Genomic DNA, 21,383 nt, shown 5'->3' with positions numbered 1-21,383 from the left:
CATATAACGTTCTCGCATCAGTCGGTGGAACGAGACGGAGTGGCAGCGGATGCAGCAAGGAGTGGGGGGCGGCGGCGCGGGCTGGGGGCAGCCCGGACATCATCCGGCCGTGCCCCCGCAGCCGCCGATACCTCCCGCACAGGGGTGGCCGGCGCCCGTGCCCCCGGCCGGGCCGCCGCAGGCCCAGCCCCCGCACGCACAGCCCCCGCACGCCCCGCCGTACGGGACGCCGGCGCCCGGCCCCGAGGCCACGGGCCACATCCCGCTCCCTCCCGCGGTGAGCGGGACCGGAGGCGCCACGCTGGCCGTGCTGCTGATCGGCCCGGCGGGCGCGGGCAAGACCACCGTGGCCCGGCACTGGGCGAGCACCCGCCCGGTGCCGACCGCCCACGTGAGCCTGGACGACGTCCGGGAGTGGGTGTGCTCGGGCTTCGCCGACCCGCAGGCCGGCTGGAACGACCACTCCGAGGCCCAGTACCGGCTGGCCCGCCGCACCTGCGGCTTCGCCGCCCGCAACTTCCTGGCCAACGGGATCTCCTGCATCCTCGACGACGCCGTGTTCCCGGACCGGCCGGTGGTGGGCCTGGGCGGCTGGAAGCGGCACGTGGGCCCCGCCCTGCTGCCGGTCGTGCTCCTGCCCGGCCTGGAGATCGTCCTGGAGCGCAACGCCGCCCGCTCGGGCAACCGGCGCCTCTCGGACGAGGAGGTCGCCCGCATCCACGGCCGCATGGCGGGCTGGTACGGCTCGGGCCTGCCGATCATCGACAACTCGGACCTGGACGTGGAGGCCACCTCCCGGGCCCTGGACGAGGCCCTGGCCCGGTCCCTGACCACCCCGGCCTTCTGAGCGGGCGCCTCCCCAACCGGTCAGGATTCGAGAAGCGTGGGCCCGCACCCCGCGGATAGCGTGAATTCCACGCCAACCCCACCGCTTCAGGAGTGATCATGACCGCCTCTTCCACCCAGGGAATCAAGACCGTCCTGCACCCCGTCTCCGACCTGGCCGCTGCCAAGGACGTGTACACCGCGCTGCTCGGCGTCGCCCCGGTGGTCGACGAGCCGTACTACGTCGGCTACGAGGCCGACGGCCAGCAGATCGGGCTGGTGCCCGGCGGCGCCCAGCAGGGCATGACCTCGCCCGTGGCCCACTGGCACGTGCCGGACATCGAGGCCAAGCTCGCCGAGGTGACCGCCGCCGGGGGCAAGCTCAAGGACCCCGTGCGCGACGTCGGCGGCGGCCGCCTCGTGGCCACCTTCACCGACCCCGACGGCAACGTCCTCGGGCTGCTCCAGGACCAGTGAGCCGGCCGCGCACAGCTGGTTGGATCGAGCCAGGCCGCCCCACCCGAGAGACGGAGACACGATGAGCACGGACAGGCCCGCGGCGCACGACGCCGACAGCCACGACCTGATCCGCGTGCACGGCGCGCGCGTGAACAACCTCAAGGACGTCAGCATCGAGATCCCGAAGCGGCGCCTGACCGTGTTCACCGGCGTCTCCGGCTCGGGCAAGAGCTCGCTGGTGTTCGACACGATCGCCGCCGAGTCGCAGCGGCTGATCAACGAGACCTACAGCGCCTTCGTCCAGGGCTTCATGCCGACGCTGGCCCGGCCCGAGGTCGACGTGCTCGACGGCCTGACCACCGCGATCACCGTCGACCAGCAGCGGATGGGCGGCGACCCGCGCTCCACGGTCGGCACCGCCACCGACGTCAACGCCATGCTGCGCATCCTGTTCAGCAGACTCGGCAAGCCGCACATCGGCTCCGCCAAGGCGTTCTCCTTCAACGTCGCCTCGATCAGCGGGGCCGGCGCGGTCACCGTCCGGCGCGGCGGGCAGGAGGTCAAGGAGCGGCGCAGCTTCAGCATCACCGGCGGCATGTGCCCGCGCTGCGAGGGCCGGGGCGCGGTCACCGACATCGATCTGACGCAGCTCTACGACGACGCCAAGTCGCTGAACGAGGGCGCGTTCACGATCCCCGGCTACACCGGGGGCGGCTGGAACTCCCGCCTCTACACCGAGTCGGGCTTCTTCGACCCGGACAAGCCGATCGCGAAGTACACCAAGAAGGAACTGCAGGACCTCCTGTACCGCGAGCCGACCCGCATGAAGATCGCGGGCATCAACATGACGTACGAGGGCCTGATCCCGCGCGTCCAGAAGTCGATGCTGTCCAAGGACACCGAGTCCATGCAGCCGCACATCCGGGCCTTCGTGGAGCGGGCGGTCACCTTCACCACCTGCCCCGACTGTGCCGGGACCCGGCTGAACGAGGGCGCGAGGTCCTCGAAGATCAAGCGGAAGAACATCGCCGACCTGTGCGCGATGGAGATCCGCGACCTGGCCGAATGGGTCCGCGCCCTCGACGAGCCCTCCGTGGCCCCCCTGCTCGCGACGCTGCTGGGGACCCTCGACTCGTTCGTGGAGATCGGCCTCGGCTACCTCTCGCTCGACCGCGCGTCGGGCACGCTCTCGGGCGGCGAGGCGCAGCGCGTCAAGATGATCCGCCACCTCGGCTCCTCGCTCACCGACGTCACGTACGTCTTCGACGAGCCCACCACCGGCCTGCACCCGCACGACATCCAGCGGATGAACAACCTGCTGCTGAGGCTGCGGGACAAGGGCAACACGGTGCTCGTCGTGGAGCACAAGCCGGAGACGATCGCGATCGCCGACCACGTCGTCGACCTCGGCCCCGGCGCCGGTGCGGGCGGCGGCACCGTCTGCTTCGAGGGCACCGTGGAGGGGCTGCGCACCGGCGGCACCATCACGGGCCGGCACTTCGACGACCGGGCCTCGGTCAAGGAGAGCGTGCGCAAGCCCACCGGCGCGCTGGAGATCCGCGGGGCCACGGCCCACAACCTCCGCGACGTCGACGTGGACATCCCGCTCGGGGTGCTCACCGTCGTCACCGGAGTGGCGGGCTCCGGCAAGAGCTCGCTCGTGCACGGCTCGCTGCCTCGAAAGTCGGGGGCCGCCGGCGAAGGGGTGGTGTCGGTCGACCAGGGCGCCATCAAGGGGTCCCGGCGCAGCAACCCGGCCACCTACACCGGACTGCTGGACCCGATCCGCAAGGCGTTCGCCAAGGCCAACGACGTGAAGCCGGCCCTGTTCAGCGCCAACTCCGAGGGAGCCTGCCCGACCTGCAACGGCGCCGGGGTCATCTACACCGACCTGGCGATGATGGCCGGGGTCGCCACCACCTGCGAGGAGTGCGAGGGCCGGCGCTTCGACTCCTCCGTCCTCGACTACCACTTCGGCGGCAAGGACATCAGCGAGGTCCTCGCGATGTCGGTGACCGAGGCCGAGGCGTTCTTCGGATCGGGGGAGGGCCACCTCCCGGCCGCGCACCGCATCGTCGCGCGTCTGGCCGACGTGGGCCTGGGGTACCTCACCATCGGCCAGCCGCTCACCACCCTCTCGGGCGGCGAGCGCCAGCGGCTCAAGCTGGCGACCCACATGGGCGAGAAGGGCGGGGTCTACGTGCTCGACGAGCCGACGGCCGGCCTGCACCTCGCCGACGTCGAGCACCTGCTGGGCCTGCTCGACCGGCTCGTCGACTCCGGCAAGTCGGTGATCGTCGTCGAGCACCACCAGGCGGTCATGGCGCACGCCGACTGGATCATCGACCTCGGGCCCGGCGCGGGCCACGACGGCGGCCGGATCGTCTTCGAGGGCACCCCCGCCGAGCTCGTCGCCGAGCGCGCCACCCTCACCGGCGAGCACCTCGCGGCGTACGTGGGCGGCTGACCGGGACGGGGCCGGGACGGCCCCGGACGCGGCCGGGGCGGGGCCCGGGCCGGGCGGCCGGAGCCGCCGCCGGGCCCCGGCCCCGGCCCCGTACGGGTGTGCTCACCAGGCCGGATGCGCGGTGCGCTCGTACGCTCGAAGACATGTCAGACGTGTACGCGGCCCGCCGGGGCCTGCTCCGCGACCGATGCGCCGCCGCGGGGAACGCCGCCGCGCTGATCACGCGTCCGGCGAACGTCCGCTACCTCGCCGGGGCCTCCCCGCCGTCCGCCGTCCTGCTCGTCGGGCCGGACGGCGAGGACACGCTGTTCACCGTCGGCCCGCCCACCGGCGAAGCCGACGAGGGCCGCCTCGACGAGCGGCTGCGGCTCTCCGTACTGGCCGGGCCCGGCAGCGACGCGGCCGTGGCGGCCGGGGACACGGCCGGTTCGCTGCGCGTGGAGTCGCTGGCCGTCGAGGAGCACCACCTCACCGTCGCCCGCCACCGGGCCCTGCGCTCCGTCGCCCCCAAGCTGCGGCTCGTGGACCTGGGGACCGCCGTGGAGCAGCAGCGCCTGGTCAAGGACGAGGAGGAGATCGCCTGCCTGCGGATCGCCGCCGAGATCGCCGACCAGGCCCTCGGCGAGCTGCTGGAGTCGATCCTGGTGGGCCGGACCGAGCGCCACCTCGCCCTGGAGCTGGAGCGCCGCCTCGTCGACCACGGCGCCGACGGGCCCGCCTTCCCGACCTCCGTCGGCACCGGGCCGAACTCCGGCAGCTCCCGGCACCGGCCCTCCGACCGCCGGGTCGAGGAGGGGGACTTCCTCTCCGTCTGCCTCGGCGCCAACTACCGCGGCTACCGCTGCGAGATCGGCCGGACCTTCGTGATCGGCACCAGCCCGGCCGACTGGCAGATCGAGCTCTACGACCTCGTCTTCGCGGCCCAGCGAGCCGGCCGGGAGGCACTCCTGCCCGGCACCGCGTACCGCGAAGTCGACCGCGCGGCGCGCTCCGTACTGGACTCCGCGGGCCACGGCGAAGCCCTCTCCGCGACGACCGGACACGGCGTCGGCCTCGAAATCGACGAGGACCCGCAGCTTGCACCTACGGCAATGGGTAAACTGGACGCTTGCGTGCCGGTCACCGTCGAACCGGGGGTTCACCTCCCGGGCCGGGGAGGTGTCCGGATCGATGACACGCTCGTCGTACGCCCCGAGGCGGACGGCGGTCCCGAGCTACTCACCATTACGACCAAGGAGCTGCTCGCGCTCTAGCCCGCCGCGGCGGGCTGTGCGCGCACCCGTGGTCTTCCAGTGCAGGAGATTCCGCAACCGTGGCTTCCACGAACGACCTCAAGAACGGCATGGTGCTCAAGCTCGACGGGGGCCAGCTCTGGTCCGTCGTCGAGTTCCAGCACGTCAAGCCCGGCAAGGGCCCGGCCTTCGTGCGCACCAAGCTCAAGAACGTGCTGTCGGGCAAGGTCGTCGACAAGACCTTCAACGCCGGTGTGAAGGTCGAGACGGCCACCATCGACCGCCGCGACATGCAGTTCTCGTACATGGACGGCGACTACTTCGTCTTCATGGACATGAGCACCTACGACCAGCTCATGGTCGACCGCAAGGCTGTCGGCGACGCCGCCAACTTCCTGATCGAGGGCTTCACCGCCTCCGTGGCGCAGCACGAGGGCGAGGTGCTCTACGTCGAGCTCCCGGCCGCCGTCGAGCTGACCATCGAGCACACCGACCCGGGCGTCCAGGGCGACCGCTCCACCGGCGGCACCAAGCCGGCGAAGCTGGAGACCGGCTACGAGATCCAGGTCCCGCTCTTCGTCACCACCGGCGAGAAGGTCAAGGTCGACACCCGTACCTCCGACTACCTCGGCCGGGTGAACAGCTAACCGTGGCTGCCCGCAGCAACGCGCGCAAGCGCGCCTTCCAGATCCTGTTCGAGGCCGACCAGCGCGGGGTGCCCGTGCGCGAGGTCCTCGCGGACTGGATCCGCCACGCGCGGTCGGACGACCGGCAGCCGCCCGTCAGCGCCTTCACGATGGATCTCGTCGAGGGGTACGCCGACAAGGTGAACCGCATCGACGACCTGATCGTCACCTACGCCGTGGACTGGGAGCTCGACCGCATGCCGGTCGCGGACCGGAACATCCTGCGGCTCGGTGCCTACGAGCTGATCTGGGTGGACGACACCCCGGACGCCGTGGCCATCGACGAGGCCGTCCAGCTGGCCAAGGAGTTCTCGACGGACGAGTCCCCCTCGTTCGTGAACGGGCTGCTGGCCCGCTTCAAGGACCTGAAGCCGAGCCTGCGCCGGGGCGAGTAGCCCGGGCGGTTCGGCGAGAACGGAGGGCCCGCAGCGCACGCGCGCTGCGGGCCCTCCGTCGTCCGTGCGCGGCCGCCCCGGACCCGGACGCGAAAACCGGTGCGGGCCGGGAGCCACTCCGGGCTCCCGGCCCACACCGGTAACGTTTCTGCTGGTCCTGGGCGTCGGGACTAGATGTCCTCGTGCGCCACGGCGCGACGCGCGTCCGCGTCGAGCACGCCCCAGCTGATGAGCTGCTCGGTCAGGACCGAGGGGGACTGGTCGTAGATGACGGCCAGGGTGCGCAGGTCGTCCTGGCGGATCGACAGCACCTTGCCGTTGTAGTCCCCGCGCTGGCTCTGGATGGTGGCGGCGTACCGCTGCAGCGGGCCGGCCTTCTCGGCGGGCACGCCCGCGAGGCGCTCCAGGTCGAGGCGCAGCTTCGGCGGCGGCTCGGCGGCCCCGCCCGGGGTCGTGCCCGGCAGCAGCTCCTGCACCGGAACCCCGTAGAAGTCCGCCAGCTCGGCGAGGCGCTGGACGGTCACGGCGCGGTCCCCGCGCTCGTACGACCCGACCACCACGGCCTTCCACCGGCCCTGGGACTTCTCCTCGACACCATGGAGGGAGAGGCCCTGCTGGGTGCGGATGGCGCGGAGCTTGGCCCCGAGCTGTTTGGCGTATTCGCTGGACATAACGCTCCCGGACGCTGTGACGACATGACCACGTGCGGCACCGCCGCGCGGCTGGTAACTCACTGTGAGGTTACGCAGCGTTACTTGGATGCGTCAAGCCGAATGGTCTTGGCCGCCCCCCTTCGAGCGGCCCGCACCGGGCCCGGTGCGGGTGCGGGGCCGGGCCCCTGGTACCGTGGAGGCCGTACAGACAGACGTCCTTTAAGAACCGTCCCGTGAGGCGGAGAAGGAGGTCCTTCCATGGACGCTCAGCAGAGCGATGCGCGCCCCGTTCTCGAGGCGCAGGACATCGCGCGGGTGCTGACCCGCATCGCCCACGAGATCGTCGAACGCGCCAAGGGCGCCGACGACGTGGTGCTCCTCGGCATTCCCACCCGCGGTGTGTACCTCGCCCGCCGGCTGGCCGCCAAGCTCGAAGAGATCACCGGCACGAAGATCCCGGTCGGATCCCTCGACATCACCATGTACCGCGACGATCTGCGGTTGAAGCCCGCCCGCACGATCGGCCGCACCGAGATCCCCGGCGACGACATCGACGGACGCCTCGTCGTCCTCGTCGACGACGTGCTCTTCTCCGGCCGCACCATCAGAGCCGCGCTCGACGCCCTGGGCGACCTCGGCCGCCCCCGCGCGGTGCAGCTCGCCGTCCTCGTCGACCGCGGCCACCGCGAGCTGCCGATCCGCGCCGACTACGTCGGCAAGAACCTCCCCACGTCGCTGCGGGAGACCGTCAAGGTCCAGCTCCAGGAGGAGGACGGCCGAGACGCCGTGCTGCTCGGCCAGCGGACCGACACGGCCGCCGGGCAGTAGCCCGTACGAGTGAGGGGCCCCGAACGCGGGGGCCCGTGCGCGAGCCTGCCCGCCGGGCCGCACTCCATCCCGCCGCAGTCCGGGGCCCGCCCCCGGCCGTGCCCTGCCCGCCGCTCTGACCTCATCGACAAACGGAGCACCCTGATGAAGCGCCACCTCATCTCGGCCGCCGATCTCACGCGCGACGACGCCGTCCTCATCCTCGACACCGCCGAGGAGATGGCACGCGTCGCGGACCGGCCGATCAAGAAGCTGCCCACGCTGCGCGGCCTCACCGTCGTCAACCTCTTCTTCGAGGACTCGACCCGCACCCGGATCTCCTTCGAAGCGGCCGCCAAGCGGCTCTCCGCCGACGTCATCAACTTCTCCGCCAAGGGCTCCTCGGTCTCCAAGGGCGAATCCCTCAAGGACACCGCGCTGACCCTGGAGGCCATGGGCGCCGACGCGGTCGTGATCCGCCACCACGCCTCCGGCGCCCCCTACCGGCTCGCGACCTCCGGCTGGATCGACTCCGCCGTCGTCAACGCCGGCGACGGCACCCACGAGCACCCCACCCAGGCCCTGCTGGACGCCTTCACCATGCGCCGCCGCCTGGTCGGCCGTGACGCCGGCCTCGGCAAGGACCTCGGCGGCCGCCGCATCACGATCGTCGGCGACGTCCTGCACAGCCGCGTCGCCCGCTCCAACGTGCAGCTGCTGCACACGCTCGGCGCCGAGGTCACCGTGGTGGCCCCGCCCACCCTGGTCCCGATCGGCGTCGAGAGCTGGCCCTGCGAGGTCTCGTACAGCCTCGACGACGTGCTGCCGAAGTCGGACGCGGTCATGATGCTGCGTGTGCAGCGCGAACGCATGAACGCCGCCTTCTTCCCGACCGAGCGGGAGTACTCCCGCCGGTACGGGCTCGACGGCGACCGCATGGCCAAGATGCCCGAGCACGCCATCGTCATGCACCCCGGCCCGATGAACCGCGGCATGGAGATCACCGCCGAGGTCGCCGACTCCGACCGCTGCACGGCCGTCGAGCAGGTCGCCAACGGCGTCTCCACCCGGATGGCCGTCCTGTACCTGCTGCTCGGCGGCTCCGAGCCGGCCGTCACCACCACCAGCACGCCCCGTATCGAGGAGAGCAAGTAAAGATGAGCAAGATCCTGATCCGCGGGGCGAAGGTACTCGGTGGCGAGGCGCAGGACGTCCTGATCGACGGCGAGACCATCGCCGAGGTCGGCCGGAACCTGTCCGCCGAGGGCGCGACCGTCATCGAGGCCGAGGGCCAGGTCCTCCTGCCCGGCCTCGTCGACCTCCACACCCACCTGCGCGAGCCCGGCCGCGAGGACTCCGAGACCGTCCTGACCGGCACCCGCGCCGCCGCCTCCGGCGGCTACACCGCCGTCTTCGCCATGGCGAACACCTTCCCCGTCGCCGATACCGCCGGCGTCGTCGAGCAGGTCTGGCGCCTGGGCAAGGAGTCCGGCTACTGCGACGTGCAGCCGATCGGCGCCGTCACCGTCGGCCTGGAGGGCAAGCAGCTCTCCGAGCTGGGTGCCATGCACGACTCCGCCGCCCGCGTCACCGTCTTCTCGGACGACGGCAAGTGCGTCGACGACGCCGTGATCATGCGCCGCGCCCTGGAGTACGTGAAGGCCTTCGGCGGCGTCGTCGCCCAGCACGCCCAGGAGCCCCGCCTGACCGAGGGCGCCCAGATGAACGAGGGCGTCGTCTCCGCAGAGCTGGGCCTCGGCGGCTGGCCGGCCGTCGCCGAGGAGTCGATCATCGCCCGCGACGTCCTCCTCGCCGAGCACGTCGGTTCCCGCGTGCACATCTGCCACCTCTCCACCGCCGGCTCGGTCGAGATCGTCCGCTGGGCCAAGTCCCGCGGCATCGACGTCACCGCCGAGGTCACCCCGCACCACCTGCTCCTCACCGACGAGCTGGTCCGCTCGTACAACGCGGTCTACAAGGTCAACCCGCCGCTGCGCACCGAGCGCGACGTCACGGCCCTGCGCGAGGCGCTCGCCGACGGCACGATCGACATCGTCGCCACCGACCACGCCCCGCACCCGCACGAGGACAAGGACTGCGAGTGGGCCGCGGCCGCCATGGGCATGGTCGGCCTGGAGACCGCGCTCTCCGTCGTCCAGCAGACGATGGTGGAGACCGGACTGCTCGACTGGGCGGGCGTCGCCGAGCGCATGTCCTTCGCCCCGGCGCGGATCGGCGGCCTGGACCACCACGGCCGCCCCGTCTCGGCAGGTGAACCCGCGAACCTGACCTTGGTCGATACCTCGTACCGTGGTGTCGTGGACCCCGCACACTTCGCCTCCCGCAGCCGCAACACGCCTTACGAGGGCCGTGAGCTGCCGGGACGCGTCACTCACACCTTCCTGCGGGGCCGGGCAACGGTCGTGGACGGGAAACTGGCGTGACACCTGCAGTAATCCAACTGGCCGCAGAGGCTGCCGAGCGACGGTCGGCGGAGGTGACGGACTGGGGCGCCCGCGTGTCGTGGGTGCTCGGTCTGCTCGTCTTCATCGCGTTCGTGTACTGGCTGATGCGGCAGGGCTGGAAATGGCGCGGCGCCCTGCAGAGCGATCTGCCGGAGCTGCCCGCCGCCCCCGGCGGCCTCCCCGAGCACCGGCTGGCCCTGACCGGCCGGTACCACGGGTCCACCACCGCCGGGCAGTGGCTCGACCGGATCGTCGCCCACGGCCTGGGGGTGCGCAGCCGGGTGGAGCTCACGCTCACCGACGCGGGCCTCGACGTGGTCCGTCCGGGTGCCACCGACTTCTTCGTACCGGCCGCGCAGCTGCGCGGCGCCCGCCTCGACAAGGGAATCGCGGGCAAGGTACTCACCGAGGGCGGTCTGCTCGTCGTCACGTGGGCGCACGGCGACAAGCTGATCGACTCCGGATTCCGCTCCGACCGCGCGGCCGAGCACGCCGCCTGGGTCGAGGCCATCAATCTCATGAACCAATCCATCACGACGGAAGGCGCCGAACGATGACGACCTCCACCAGGGGAGCAGCCAAAGCTCCCGCCGTACTCGTCCTGGAGGACGGTCGGATCTTCCGCGGCCGCGCCTACGGCGCTGTGGGGGAGACCTTCGGCGAGGCCGTGTTCTCCACCGGCATGACCGGCTACCAGGAGACCCTCACCGACCCGTCGTACCACCGGCAGGTCGTCGTGATGACCGCCCCGCACGTGGGCAACACCGGCGTCAACGACGAGGACCCCGAGTCCTCCCGCATCTGGGTCGCCGGGTACGTCGTCCGCGACCCCGCCCGCGTCCCCTCCAACTGGCGCTCGCAGCGCTCGCTGGACGAGGAGCTGGTCAAGCAGGGCGTCGTCGGCATCTCGGGCATCGACACCCGCGCCCTGACCCGCCACCTGCGCGAGCGCGGCGCCATGCGCGTCGGCATCTTCTCCGGCGAGAGCATCGCCGATGACGCCGCCCTGCTGGCCCGCGTCCTGGAAGCCCCCCAGATGAAGGGCGCGAACCTCTCCGCCGAGGTCGCCACCAAGGAGGCGTACGTCGTCCCCGCGATCGGTGAGAAGAAGTTCACCGTGGCCGCCGTCGACCTCGGCATCAAGGGCATGACCCCGCACCGGATGGCCGAGCGCGGCATCGAGGTGCACGTGCTGCCCGCCACCGCCACCGTCGAGGACGTGTACGCGGTCGCCCCGGACGGCGTGTTCTTCTCCAACGGCCCGGGCGACCCGGCCACCGCCGACGGCCCCGTCGCCGTCATGCAGGGCGTCCTGGAGCGCAAGACCCCGCTCTTCGGCATCTGCTTCGGCAACCAGATCCTGGGCCGCGCACTCGGCTTCGGCACCTACAAGCTGAAGTACGGCCACCGCGGCATCAACCAGCCGGTGCAGGACCGCACCACCGGCAAGGTCGAGGTCACCGCGCACAACCACGGCTTCGCCGTGGACGCGCCCCTCGACAAGGTCTCCGAGACCCCCTACGGCCGCGCCGAGGTCTCCCACGTCTGCCTGAACGACCAGGTCGTCGAAGGCCTCCAGCTGCTCGACCAGCCGGCCTTCTCCGTCCAGTACCACCCCGAAGCGGCAGCCGGCCCGCACGACGCCGCCTACCTCTTCGACCGCTTCGTAACCCTGATGGAGGCCGAGCGTGCCTAAGCGCACCGATATCCAGTCCGTCCTGGTCATCGGCTCCGGCCCGATCGTCATCGGCCAGGCCGCCGAGTTCGACTACTCCGGCACCCAGGCCTGCCGCATCCTCAAGGCCGAGGGCCTGCGGGTCATCCTGGTGAACTCCAACCCCGCGACGATCATGACCGACCCGGAGATCGCCGACGCCACGTACGTCGAGCCGATCACCCCCGAGTTCGTCGAGAAGATCATCGCGAAGGAGCGCCCCGACGCGCTCCTGCCGACCCTCGGCGGCCAGACCGCGCTCAACACCGCCATCTCCATGCACGAGCAGGGTGTGCTGGAGAAGTACGGCGTCGAGCTCATCGGCGCCAACGTCGAGGCCATCAACAAGGGCGAGGACCGCGACCTCTTCAAGGGCGTCGTCGAGGCCGTCAAGGCCAAGATCGGCTACGGCGAGTCCGCCCGCTCGGTCATCTGCCACTCGATGGACGACGTCATCAAGGGCGTCGAGACCCTCGGCGGCTACCCCGTCGTCGTCCGCCCCTCCTTCACCATGGGCGGCGCCGGCTCCGGCTTCGCCCACGACGAGGAGGAGCTGCGCCGCATCGCCGGCCAGGGCCTGACCCTCTCCCCGACCACCGAGGTGCTCCTGGAGGAGTCCATCCTCGGCTGGAAGGAGTACGAGCTGGAGCTGATGCGCGACACCAAGGACAACGTGGTCGTCGTCTGCTCCATCGAGAACTTCGACCCGATGGGCGTCCACACCGGCGACTCCATCACCGTCGCCCCGGCGATGACGCTCACCGACCGCGAGTACCAGCGGCTGCGCGACATCGGCATCGCGATCATCCGCGAGGTCGGCGTCGACACCGGCGGCTGCAACATCCAGTTCGCGATCGACCCGACCGACGGCCGCGTCATCGTCATCGAGATGAACCCGCGCGTCTCGCGCTCCTCGGCGCTCGCGTCGAAGGCCACCGGCTTCCCGATCGCCAAGATCGCCGCCAAGCTGGCCATCGGCTACACGCTCGACGAGGTCCCCAACGACATCACCGAGAAGACGCCGGCCTCCTTCGAGCCGACCCTCGACTACGTCGTCGTCAAGGCCCCGCGCTTCGCCTTCGAGAAGTTCCCGCTGGCCGACGCCACCCTCACCACCACCATGAAGTCGGTGGGCGAGGCCATGGCCATCGGCCGCAACTTCACCGAGGCACTCCAGAAGGCCCTGCGCTCCCTGGAGAAGAAGGGCTCGCAGTTCACCTTCGTCGGCCCCGTCGGCGACAAGGAAGAGCTCCTCGCCACCGCCGTGCGCCCCACCGACGGCCGCATCAACACCGTCATGCAGGCCATCCGCGCCGGCGCCACCCAGGAAGAGGTCTTCGAGTCCACGAAGATCGACCCCTGGTTCGTCGACCAGCTCTTCCTGATCAAGGAGATCGCCGACGAGCTGGCCGCCGCCGAGAAGCTCCACCCCGAGCTGCTCGCCGAGGCCAAGCGCCACGGCTTCTCCGACGCCCAGATCGCCGAGATCCGCGGCCTGCGCGAGGACGTCGTCCGCGAGGTCCGCCACGCGCTGGGCGTCCGCCCGGTCTACAAGACCGTGGACACCTGCGCCGCCGAGTTCGCCGCGAAGACCCCGTACTTCTACTCCTCGTACGACGAGGAGAGCGAGGTCGCGCCCCGCGAGAAGCCCGCGGTGATCATCCTGGGCTCCGGCCCGAACCGCATCGGCCAGGGCATCGAGTTCGACTACTCCTGCGTCCACGCCTCCTTCGCCCTCAGCGACGCCGGCTACGAGACCGTGATGGTCAACTGCAACCCGGAGACCGTCTCCACCGACTACGACACCTCCGACCGCCTGTACTTCGAGCCGCTGACGCTCGAGGACGTGCTGGAGATCGTCCACGCCGAGTCGCTGGCCGGCCCCATCGCCGGCGTCGTCGTCCAGCTCGGCGGCCAGACCCCCCTGGGCCTCGCCCAGGCCCTCAAGGACAACGGCGTCCCGGTCGTCGGCACCCCGCCGGAGGCCATCCACGCCGCCGAGGACCGCGGCGCGTTCGGCCAGGTCCTCGCCGAGGCGGGTCTGCCGGCCCCCAAGCACGGCACCGCCACCACGTTCGCGGGCGCGAAGGCCATCGCCGACGAGATCGGCTACCCGGTCCTGGTGCGCCCCTCGTACGTGCTCGGCGGACGCGGCATGGAGATCGTCTACGACGAGGACCGGCTGTCCTCGTACATCGCGGAATCCACCGAGATCTCCCCGACCCGCCCGGTCCTCGTCGACCGCTTCCTCGACGACGCCATCGAGATCGACGTCGACGCCCTCTACGACGGCACCGAGCTCTACCTCGGCGGCGTCATGGAGCACATCGAGGAAGCCGGCATCCACTCCGGCGACTCGGCCTGCGCCCTGCCCCCGATCACCCTCGGCGGCTTCGACATCAAGCGCCTGCGCGCCTCCACCGAGGCCATCGCCAAGGGCGTCGGCGTCCGCGGCCTGATCAACATCCAGTTCGCGATGGCGGGTGACATCCTCTACGTCCTGGAGGCCAACCCGCGCGCCTCCCGCACCGTCCCCTTCACCTCGAAGGCGACCGCGGTCCCGCTCGCCAAGGCGGCCGCCCGCATCTCGCTCGGCGCCACCATCGCCGAACTGCGCGAGGAGGGCATGCTCCCGAAGACCGGCGACGGCGGCACCCTGCCGCTGGACGCGCCGATCTCCGTCAAGGAGGCCGTCATGCCGTGGTCGCGCTTCCGCGACATCCACGGCCGCGGCGTCGACACCGTCCTCGGCCCGGAGATGCGCTCCACCGGCGAGGTCATGGGCATCGACTCGGTCTTCGGCACGGCGTACGCCAAGTCGCAGGCCGGCGCCTACGGCCCGCTGCCCACCAAGGGCCGCGCGTTCATCTCCGTCGCCAACCGCGACAAGCGCTCGATGATCTTCCCGGCGCGCGAGCTCGTCAACCACGGCTTCGAGCTGATGGCCACCTCCGGCACGGCCGAGGTGCTGCGCCGCAACGGCATCAACGCCACCATCGTGCGCAAGCTCAGCGAGGGCGAGGGCCCCGGCGGCGAGAAGACCATCGTCCAGCTCATCCACGACGGCCAGGTCGACCTGATCGTCAACACCCCGTACGGCACCGGCGGCCGCCTCGACGGCTACGAGATCCGCACGGCGGCCGTGGCCCGCGGGGTCCCGTGCCTGACCACGGTCCAGGCGCTCGCCGCGGCCGTCCAGGGCATCGACGCGCTCAACCACGGAGACGTGGGCGTGCGCTCGCTCCAGGAGCACGCGGAGCACCTGACCGCGGCCCGCGACTAGCAGCCCGTACGAGGAGGGGGACACGGATGCGCGATGCGCATCGGTGTCCCCCTCGTCATGAGCGCACAAGGGATCTTCTCGACATGTACAAACTCTTCTTCGACCTGGTCTTCAAGCGGATGGACCCGGAGCAGGCCCACTACCTGGCCTTCCGCTGGATCCGGCTCGCGGCCCGCACCCCGGTGCTGCGCACCTTCGCGGCGGCGGCCCTGGCCCCCCGCCACAAGGAGCTGCGCACCGAGGCCCTCGGGCTGCGCATGCACGGCCCCTTCGGCCTCGCGGCGGGCTTCGACAAGAACGCCGTCGCCATCGACGGCATGTCGATGCTCGGCTTCGACCACATCGAGATCGGCACGGTCACCGCGCAGGCGCAGCCGGGCAACCCCAAGAAGCGGCTGTTCCGGCTCGTGCCGGACCGCGCGCTGATCAACCGCATGGGATTCAACAACGAGGGCTCGGCGGCCGTGGCGGCCCGCCTGGCGGCCCGTGTGCCGGTCTTCAACACGGTCGTGGGCGTCAACATCGGCAAGACCAAGGTGGTGCCGGAGGAGGAGGCGGTGGCGGACTACGTCGCCTCCACCGAGCGCCTGGCCCGCCACGCGGACTACCTGGTCGTGAACGTCTCCTCGCCGAACACGCCCGGCCTGCGCAACCTCCAGGCCACCGAGTCCCTGCGCCCGCTGCTGACGGCCGTACGGGAGGCCGCGGACCGCACCGTGACCGACCGCCGGGTCCCGCTGCTCGTCAAGATCGCCCCGGACCTCGCGGACGAGGACGTGGACGCGGTCGCCGACCTGGCGCTGGAGCTCGGCCTGGACGGCATCATCGCGACCAACACCACCATCGCGCGCGAGGGGCTGGGCCTGAAGTCCTCCCCGGAGCTCGTGAAGGAGACCGGCGGCCTGTCCGGCGCCCCGGTCAAGGAGCGCTCGCTGGAGGTCCTGCGCCGCCTGTACGCCCGCGTGGGCGACCGCCTGGTGCTGGTGGGCGTCGGGGGCATCGAGAACGCCGAGGACGCCTGGCAGCGGATCCTGGCCGGCGCCACCCTCATCCAGGGGTACAGCGCCTTCATCTACGAGGGCCCGTTCTACGCCCGCGCGATCCACAAGGGCCTGGCCGCGCGCCTGGCCGTCAGCCCGTACGCGACCCTCGCCGAGGCCGTCGGCGCCGAAACCCGGAAGGCCATGCAGTGACCGAGACCCCCGTGAGCCAGACCCCCGTGACCGAGACCGTGACCCCCTTCGGCACCCGCCTGCGCGCGGCGATGGACGCGCGCGGCCCGCTGTGCGTGGGCATCGACCCGCACGCGGCCCTCCTCGCCTCCTGGGGCCTGGACGACGACGTCGCGGGCCTGGAGAAGTTCTCCCGCACGGTCGTCGAGGCGCTGGCCGACTCGGTCGCCGTCTTCAAGCCGCAGGCCGCCTTCTTCGAGCGCTTCGGCTCGAAGGGCATCGCGGTGCTGGAGCGGACCGTGGCCGACGCGCGGGCGGCCGGCACGCTGGTCGTGATGGACGCCAAGCGCGGGGACATCGGCTCCACGATGGCGGCGTACGCCCAGACCTTCCTGGAGCCGTCCTCCCCGCTGTTCTCCGACGCCCTGACGGTCTCCCCGTACCTGGGCTACGGCTCCCTGCAGCCGGCCGTGGAGCTGGCCCGCCGCTCGGGCGCCGGACTCTTCGTCCTCGCCCTCACCTCGAACCCGGAGGGCGCCGAGGTCCAGCGCGCGGTGCGCGAGGACGGCCGCACGATCGGCGCGACGATGCTCGGGCACCTGGCGGCGGAGAACGCGGGCGCCTCTCCGATGGGCTCCTTCGGAGCGGTGGTCGGCGCCACGCTCGGCGACCTGTCCTCCTTCGACCTGGACATCAACGGCCCGCTGCTGGCCCCCGGCATCGGCGCGCAGGGCGCGACGGCGGCCGACCTCCCGGCGGTCTTCGGCGCGGCCGTCCGCAATGTGGTCCCGAACGTCTCGCGGGGCGTCCTGAAGCACGGCCCGGACGCCGCCGCCCTGCGCGCCTCGGCCACCCGGTTCGCGGACGAAATCCGCGCGGCGGTCTCCGCCTGAGCCCGTTCGGGAGTGCCGTCGGACGGGTCGGCCGCACCCCACGTCGTACGGTCTGACGAAAATCGAACGTCTTTCCCCGGACAAAACCGGGGTGGTTTGTCCGTGATGTACGGTTCAGTGGAGGCTGACCAGGACTTTTCGTCCGTTCTCGCTGACTGGAGCGGTCATGGCCGCTAGTCTCCGATCAGAGTGACGAGCAGCGAACGAGTTCCACCGCTGTTCGGGCATTCGCCTGGTGTGGCGCCCTAGGGCTCCCCACTGGTCCGTATCCGACAGTTCGACATCCGAGGTGACGTAGGCGTGGCTCTTCCGCCCCTTACCCCTGAACAGCGCGCAGCCGCGCTCGAAAAGGCCGCCGCGGCTCGCCGGGAGCGGGCCGAGGTGAAGAATCGACTCAAGCACTCCGGCGCCTCGCTCCAAGAGGTCATCAAGACGGGCCAGGAGAACGACGTCATCGGCAAGATGAAGGTCTCCGCCCTGCTGGAGTCCCTGCCTGGCGTGGGCAAGGTCCGCGCCAAGCAGATCATGGAGCGCCTCGGCATCTCCGAGTCCCGGCGTGTCCGAGGTCTCGGTTCCAACCAGATCGCGTCTCTGGAGCGTGAGTTCGGCACTCCTGCCGGCTGACGCGTTGCCTGAAGTTCTCCCGGCGTTCTCAGGCAGTCCCGAGAACCTGGATAATCGCTCTATGGCAGCAGAGGTTCGTCCGCGGCTGACCGTGCTCTCCGGCCCTTCGGGGGTCGGCAAGAGCACGGTCGTCGCGCATATGCGCAAGGTCCACCCCGAGGTATGGCTCTCGGTGTCGGCCACCACCCGCAAGCCGCGGCCCGGTGAGCGACACGGAGTCCACTACTTCTTCGTCAACGACGACGAGTTCGACAAGCTGATCGCCAACGGCGAGCTGCTGGAGTGGGCCGAATTCGCGGGCAACCGCTACGGCACACCGCGCGGCGCGGTGGTGGAACGACTGGAGAACGGCGAACCCGTTCTCCTGGAGATCGACCTCCAGGGCGCGCGACTCGTCCGCGAGTCCATGCCCGAGGCTCAGCTCGTCTTCCTCGCACCGCCGAGCTGGGACGAGCTGGTCCGCCGGCTCACCGGCCGCGGCACCGAATCACCGGAGGTCATCCAGCGCAGGCTGGAGTCCGCCAAGGTCGAGCTCGCTGCCGAATCCGAGTTCGACACCACCCTGGTCAACACCTCCGTCGAGGACGTGGCGCGCGAGCTGCTAGCCTTGATGGAAGTTGTCTGATCGTTGATCGATGTTCATTTCGGTCAATGCTTGATCATTCACCCATTCTTCGGAAGGTAGAGCGTGTCCTCTTCCATCACCGCGCCCGAGGGCATCATCAACCCGCCGATCGACGAGCTGCTCGAGGCCACGGACTCGAAGTACAGCCTCGTGATCTACGCGGCCAAGCGCGCGCGTCAGATCAACGCGTACTACTCGCAGCTCGGTGAGGGCCTGCTCGAGTACGTCGGCCCGCTGGTGGACACCCACGTCCACGAGAAGCCGCTTTCGATCGCGCTGCGCGAGATCAACGCGGGTCTGCTGACCTCCGAGGCCATCGAGGCCCCGGCCCAGTAAGGCACCGAGAATTCCTTTCACCACAGGCCCGGCAGAACATCTGCCGGGCCTGTGGTGTGTCATAGACACGTACGACGATCAGTGAGAGAGGGCGTGTGTGGTGGGTAAGCCGAAGGTCGTGCTCGGGGTCAGCGGCGGCATCGCCGCGTACAAGGCGTGCGAGCTGCTGCGCCGGCTCACCGAGTCGGGGCACGAGGTGCGGGTCGTCCCCACGGCCGCGTCCCTGAACTTCGTGGGCGAGGCCACCTGGGCCGCGCTCTCCGGGAACCCGGCCGGCACGGAGGTCTGGGAGACCGTCCACGAGGTGCCGCACGTGCGCATCGGGCAGGGCGCCGACCTCGTCGTCGTCGCCCCCGCCACCGCGGACATGCTGGCCAAGGCGGCCCACGGCCTCGCCGACGACCTGCTCACCAACACGCTGCTCACCGCCCGCTGCCCGGTGGTGTTCGCCCCCGCCATGCACACCGAGATGTGGGAGCACCCCGCCACCCGGGAGAACGTGGCCACGCTGCGCCGCCGCGGGGCCGTCGTCATCGAACCCGCGGTGGGCCGGCTCACCGGCAAGGACACCGGCAAGGGGCGGCTGCCCGACCCCGAGGAGATCTTCGAGGTGTGCCGTCGGGTCCTCGCCCGCGGCGTGGCCGAGCCCGACCTGGCCGGCCGCCACGTGGTGATCAGCGCCGGCGGTACGCGGGAGCCCCTCGACCCGGTCCGCTTCCTGGGCAACCGCTCCTCCGGCAAGCAGGGCTACGCGCTGGCCCGCGCCGCCGTCGCCCGCGGGGCCCGGGTGACCCTGGTGGCGGCCAACACCGCTCTGGCCGACCCGGCCGGGGTGGACGTCGTACGGGTCGGGACGGCCGTGCAGCTGCGCGAGGCCGTGCTCAAGGCGGCGGCGGACGCCGACGCCGTGGTGATGGCCGCGGCCGTGGCCGACTTCCGGCCGGCCGAGTACGCGAGCGGCAAGATCAAGAAGAAGGACGGACAGGATCCGGCCCCGGTGGCGCTCGTCCGCAACCCCGACGTCCTCGCGGAGATCTCGGCCGACCGGGCCCGGGAAGGCCAGGTCGTGGTCGGTTTCGCCGCCGAAACGGACGACGTGCTCGCGAACGGCCGGGCGAAACTGCTCCGCAAGGGGTGTGATCTTCTCGTCGTGAATGAAGTGGGCGAGACCAAGACCTTCGGTTCCGAGGAGAACGAGGCCGTGATCCTGGCCTCCGATGGGACCGAAACCCAGGTTCCCTACGGTCCGAAGGAGGCGCTGGCCGAGGTGGTTTGGGATCGGATCGCCCCGCGACTCGCCCCCCGACGCGCCTGAGCGACGACTCTTCTCGTAGCCGATTCCATGAGCCAGAATGGAGTGCCGCAGGTCACATGGCTCCCATTGGGCGAGACAGGTGGTCCGGCAAACGGTGGCGACCGATAAACTGCACACTCGGAACGTGATCGGGCGCAGCCCCCGGTGTGGTTCCGCCAAATGATCAGCCAGCAGCCGCTGCAACCCCAGGGAGCGTTGTGTCCCGTCGCCTGTTCACCTCGGAGTCCGTCACCGAGGGTCACCCCGACAAGATCGCTGACCAGATCAGCGACACGATCCTCGACGCACTTCTCACCGAGGACCCGACCTCGCGTGTGGCCGTGGAGACCCTCATCACCACCGGTCTCGTCCACATCGCCGGTGAGGTGACGACGAAGGCGTACGCGCCGATCGCGCAGCTCGTCCGCGACAAGATCCTCGAGATCGGCTACGACTCCTCCAAGAAGGGCTTCGACGGCGCCTCCTGCGGCGTGTCGGTGTCCATCGGCGCGCAGTCCCCGGACATCGCGCAGGGCGTCGACACCGCGTACGAGAAGCGGGTCGAGGGCGACGAGGACGAGCTCGACAAGCAGGGCGCCGGCGACCAGGGCCTGATGTTCGGCTACGCGTGCGACGAGACCCCCGAGCTCATGCCGCTCCCGATCCACATCGCGCACCGGCTCTCGCGCCGCCTGTCCGAGGTCCGCAAGAACGGGACCATCCCGTACCTGCGCCCCGACGGCAAGACCCAGGTCACCATCGAGTACGACGGTGACAAGGCCGTCCGCCTCGACACCGTCGTCGTGTCCTCGCAGCACGCCTCGGACATCGACCTGGACTCGCTGCTCGCCCCGGACATCCGCGAGTTCGTCGTCGAGCACGTGCTGGCCCAGCTCGTCGAGGACGGCATCAAGCTGGACACCGAGGGCTACCGCCTGCTGGTCAACCCGACCGGCCGCTTCGAGATCGGCGGCCCGATGGGCGACGCCGGCCTCACCGGCCGCAAGATCATCATCGACACCTACGGCGGCATGGCCCGCCACGGCGGCGGCGCCTTCTCGGGCAAGGACCCGTCCAAGGTCGACCGCTCCGCCGCGTACGCCATGCGCTGGGTCGCCAAGAACGTGGTCGCCGCCGGCCTCGCCTCGCGCTGCGAGGTCCAGGTCGCGTACGCCATCGGCAAGGCCGAGCCCGTCGGCCTCTTCGTCGAGACCTTCGGCACCGCCAAGGTGGAGGTCCAGAAGATCGAGGACGCGATCGGCCAGGTCTTCGACCTCCGCCCGGCCGCGATCATCCGCGACCTCGACCTGCTGCGCCCGATCTACGCCCAGACCGCCGCCTACGGCCACTTCGGCCGCGAGCTGCCGGACTTCACCTGGGAGCGCACCGACCGCGTGGACGCGCTGCGCGCGGCCGCCGGCCTGTAGGAACACGCAGGACTGCTGTACGGACG

General features: G+C 70.8%; 20 protein-coding genes. 19 read left to right on the top strand and 1 reads right to left on the bottom strand.

Going from position 1 to position 21,383, the window contains the following annotated elements:
* The first annotated feature begins 49 nt into the window (after window positions 1–49).
* The 6 genes from ACFYZS_RS31320 (at window position 50) to nusB (ending at window position 6,064) form a co-directional block, all read left to right on the top strand.
* On the top strand, window positions 50–847 hold the full coding sequence (locus tag ACFYZS_RS31320) for an AAA family ATPase (RefSeq protein ID WP_389019847.1): 798 nt from the start codon (window positions 50–52) through the stop codon (window positions 845–847).
* 98 nt (window positions 848–945) lie between these two features.
* Window positions 946–1,302: a VOC family protein gene (locus tag ACFYZS_RS31315; RefSeq protein WP_389019844.1), complete on the top strand. Its 357-nt coding sequence runs from the start codon at window positions 946–948 to the stop codon at window positions 1,300–1,302.
* Window positions 1,303–1,363: 61 nt separating this feature from the next.
* Entirely contained in the window at window positions 1,364–3,751 is a 2,388-nt protein-coding gene (locus tag ACFYZS_RS31310; RefSeq protein ID WP_389019841.1) for an ATP-binding cassette domain-containing protein, read from the top strand.
* Between the two features lie 143 nt (window positions 3,752–3,894).
* Window positions 3,895–5,004, top strand: a complete 1,110-nt coding sequence (locus ACFYZS_RS31305; protein WP_389019838.1) for an aminopeptidase P family protein — start codon at window positions 3,895–3,897, stop codon at window positions 5,002–5,004.
* A gap of 59 nt (window positions 5,005–5,063) precedes the next feature.
* A complete protein-coding gene (gene efp, locus ACFYZS_RS31300; RefSeq protein ID WP_389019835.1) occupies window positions 5,064–5,630 on the top strand; it encodes an elongation factor P in 567 nt (188 codons plus the stop codon).
* A gap of 2 nt (window positions 5,631–5,632) precedes the next feature.
* The gene (gene nusB / locus ACFYZS_RS31295; protein ID WP_030157452.1) at window positions 5,633–6,064 is read left to right on the top strand and encodes a transcription antitermination factor NusB; all 432 of its coding nucleotides are present in this window, start codon (window positions 5,633–5,635) and stop codon (window positions 6,062–6,064) included.
* Window positions 6,065–6,234: 170 nt separating this feature from the next.
* Here nusB and bldD read toward each other — a convergent pair whose 3' ends face one another.
* Window positions 6,235–6,735, bottom strand: coding sequence for a transcriptional regulator BldD (bldD, locus tag ACFYZS_RS31290; RefSeq protein WP_007263032.1), 501 nt, complete (start codon window positions 6,733–6,735; stop codon window positions 6,235–6,237).
* A 240-nt stretch (window positions 6,736–6,975) separates the two neighbouring features.
* Between bldD and pyrR the strand changes: the two genes are divergently transcribed.
* The 13 genes from pyrR to metK all read left to right on the top strand — a co-directional run bounded on the left by pyrR (window position 6,976) and on the right by metK (window position 21,357).
* Window positions 6,976–7,545 (top strand): bifunctional pyr operon transcriptional regulator/uracil phosphoribosyltransferase PyrR, encoded by a 570-nt coding sequence (gene pyrR, locus ACFYZS_RS31285; protein WP_389019831.1) that lies wholly within the window; start codon window positions 6,976–6,978, stop codon window positions 7,543–7,545.
* Between the two features lie 144 nt (window positions 7,546–7,689).
* The gene (locus ACFYZS_RS31280) at window positions 7,690–8,679 is read left to right on the top strand and encodes an aspartate carbamoyltransferase catalytic subunit (protein WP_389019828.1); all 990 of its coding nucleotides are present in this window, start codon (window positions 7,690–7,692) and stop codon (window positions 8,677–8,679) included.
* Between the two features lie 2 nt (window positions 8,680–8,681).
* The gene (locus tag ACFYZS_RS31275; protein WP_389019825.1) at window positions 8,682–9,968 is read left to right on the top strand and encodes a dihydroorotase; all 1,287 of its coding nucleotides are present in this window, start codon (window positions 8,682–8,684) and stop codon (window positions 9,966–9,968) included.
* Complete coding sequence (locus ACFYZS_RS31270; RefSeq protein ID WP_351777366.1) at window positions 9,965–10,546, top strand: hypothetical protein; 582 nt, start codon at window positions 9,965–9,967, stop codon at window positions 10,544–10,546. The genes ACFYZS_RS31275 and ACFYZS_RS31270 overlap by 4 nt, the downstream gene beginning before the upstream one ends.
* The gene (carA, locus tag ACFYZS_RS31265; protein WP_389019822.1) at window positions 10,543–11,685 is read left to right on the top strand and encodes a glutamine-hydrolyzing carbamoyl-phosphate synthase small subunit; all 1,143 of its coding nucleotides are present in this window, start codon (window positions 10,543–10,545) and stop codon (window positions 11,683–11,685) included. Before ACFYZS_RS31270 ends, carA begins: the two co-directional genes overlap by 4 nt.
* Window positions 11,678–14,986, top strand: a complete 3,309-nt coding sequence (carB, locus tag ACFYZS_RS31260) for a carbamoyl-phosphate synthase large subunit (protein ID WP_389019819.1) — start codon at window positions 11,678–11,680, stop codon at window positions 14,984–14,986. The genes carA and carB overlap by 8 nt, the downstream gene beginning before the upstream one ends.
* Window positions 14,987–15,069: 83 nt before the next feature.
* A complete protein-coding gene (locus ACFYZS_RS31255) occupies window positions 15,070–16,179 on the top strand; it encodes a quinone-dependent dihydroorotate dehydrogenase (protein ID WP_389019816.1) in 1,110 nt (369 codons plus the stop codon).
* 38 nt (window positions 16,180–16,217) lie between these two features.
* Window positions 16,218–17,051: an orotidine-5'-phosphate decarboxylase gene (pyrF, locus tag ACFYZS_RS31250; RefSeq protein ID WP_389019942.1), complete on the top strand. Its 834-nt coding sequence runs from the start codon at window positions 16,218–16,220 to the stop codon at window positions 17,049–17,051.
* Between the two features lie 300 nt (window positions 17,052–17,351).
* On the top strand, window positions 17,352–17,675 hold the full coding sequence (locus ACFYZS_RS31245; protein ID WP_008740406.1) for an integration host factor: 324 nt from the start codon (window positions 17,352–17,354) through the stop codon (window positions 17,673–17,675).
* Window positions 17,676–17,736: 61 nt separating this feature from the next.
* The gene (gmk, locus tag ACFYZS_RS31240) at window positions 17,737–18,300 is read left to right on the top strand and encodes a guanylate kinase (protein WP_030873693.1); all 564 of its coding nucleotides are present in this window, start codon (window positions 17,737–17,739) and stop codon (window positions 18,298–18,300) included.
* A gap of 63 nt (window positions 18,301–18,363) precedes the next feature.
* Window positions 18,364–18,636, top strand: a complete 273-nt coding sequence (gene rpoZ / locus ACFYZS_RS31235) for a DNA-directed RNA polymerase subunit omega (protein WP_004948662.1) — start codon at window positions 18,364–18,366, stop codon at window positions 18,634–18,636.
* Between the two features lie 100 nt (window positions 18,637–18,736).
* Window positions 18,737–19,951, top strand: coding sequence for a bifunctional phosphopantothenoylcysteine decarboxylase/phosphopantothenate--cysteine ligase CoaBC (gene coaBC / locus ACFYZS_RS31230; protein ID WP_389019811.1), 1,215 nt, complete (start codon window positions 18,737–18,739; stop codon window positions 19,949–19,951).
* 197 nt (window positions 19,952–20,148) lie between these two features.
* Window positions 20,149–21,357 (top strand): methionine adenosyltransferase, encoded by a 1,209-nt coding sequence (gene metK, locus ACFYZS_RS31225; RefSeq protein ID WP_030873691.1) that lies wholly within the window; start codon window positions 20,149–20,151, stop codon window positions 21,355–21,357.
* Window positions 21,358–21,383: the final 26 nt, after the last annotated feature.

Source organism: Streptomyces sp. NPDC001903 (genome assembly GCF_042891345.1).
In the GTDB taxonomy this organism is placed as follows: domain Bacteria; phylum Actinomycetota; class Actinomycetes; order Streptomycetales; family Streptomycetaceae; genus Streptomyces.
The sequence above is the reverse complement of the archived record's forward strand: the minus strand, read 5'-3'. Positions and strand labels throughout refer to the sequence as shown.

Excerpts from the sequence above, each read along its gene's own strand:
- ACFYZS_RS31255 (WP_389019816.1), top strand. The coding sequence starts at position 15,070 with ATGTACAAACTCTTCTTCGACCTGGTCTTCAAGCGGATGGACCCGGAG.
- ACFYZS_RS31275 (WP_389019825.1), top strand. The coding sequence starts at position 8,682 with ATGAGCAAGATCCTGATCCGCGGGGCGAAGGTACTCGGTGGCGAGGCG.
- carA (WP_389019822.1), top strand. The coding sequence starts at position 10,543 with ATGACGACCTCCACCAGGGGAGCAGCCAAAGCTCCCGCCGTACTCGTC.
- ACFYZS_RS31315 (WP_389019844.1), top strand. The coding sequence starts at position 946 with ATGACCGCCTCTTCCACCCAGGGAATCAAGACCGTCCTGCACCCCGTC.
- gmk (WP_030873693.1), top strand. The coding sequence starts at position 17,737 with ATGGCAGCAGAGGTTCGTCCGCGGCTGACCGTGCTCTCCGGCCCTTCG.
- bldD (WP_007263032.1), bottom strand. The coding sequence starts at position 6,735 with ATGTCCAGCGAATACGCCAAACAGCTCGGGGCCAAGCTCCGCGCCATC.
- ACFYZS_RS31310 (WP_389019841.1), top strand. The coding sequence starts at position 1,364 with ATGAGCACGGACAGGCCCGCGGCGCACGACGCCGACAGCCACGACCTG.
- ACFYZS_RS31280 (WP_389019828.1), top strand. The coding sequence starts at position 7,690 with ATGAAGCGCCACCTCATCTCGGCCGCCGATCTCACGCGCGACGACGCC.
- pyrR (WP_389019831.1), top strand. The coding sequence starts at position 6,976 with ATGGACGCTCAGCAGAGCGATGCGCGCCCCGTTCTCGAGGCGCAGGAC.
- ACFYZS_RS31320 (WP_389019847.1), top strand. The coding sequence starts at position 50 with ATGCAGCAAGGAGTGGGGGGCGGCGGCGCGGGCTGGGGGCAGCCCGGA.
- ACFYZS_RS31305 (WP_389019838.1), top strand. The coding sequence starts at position 3,895 with ATGTCAGACGTGTACGCGGCCCGCCGGGGCCTGCTCCGCGACCGATGC.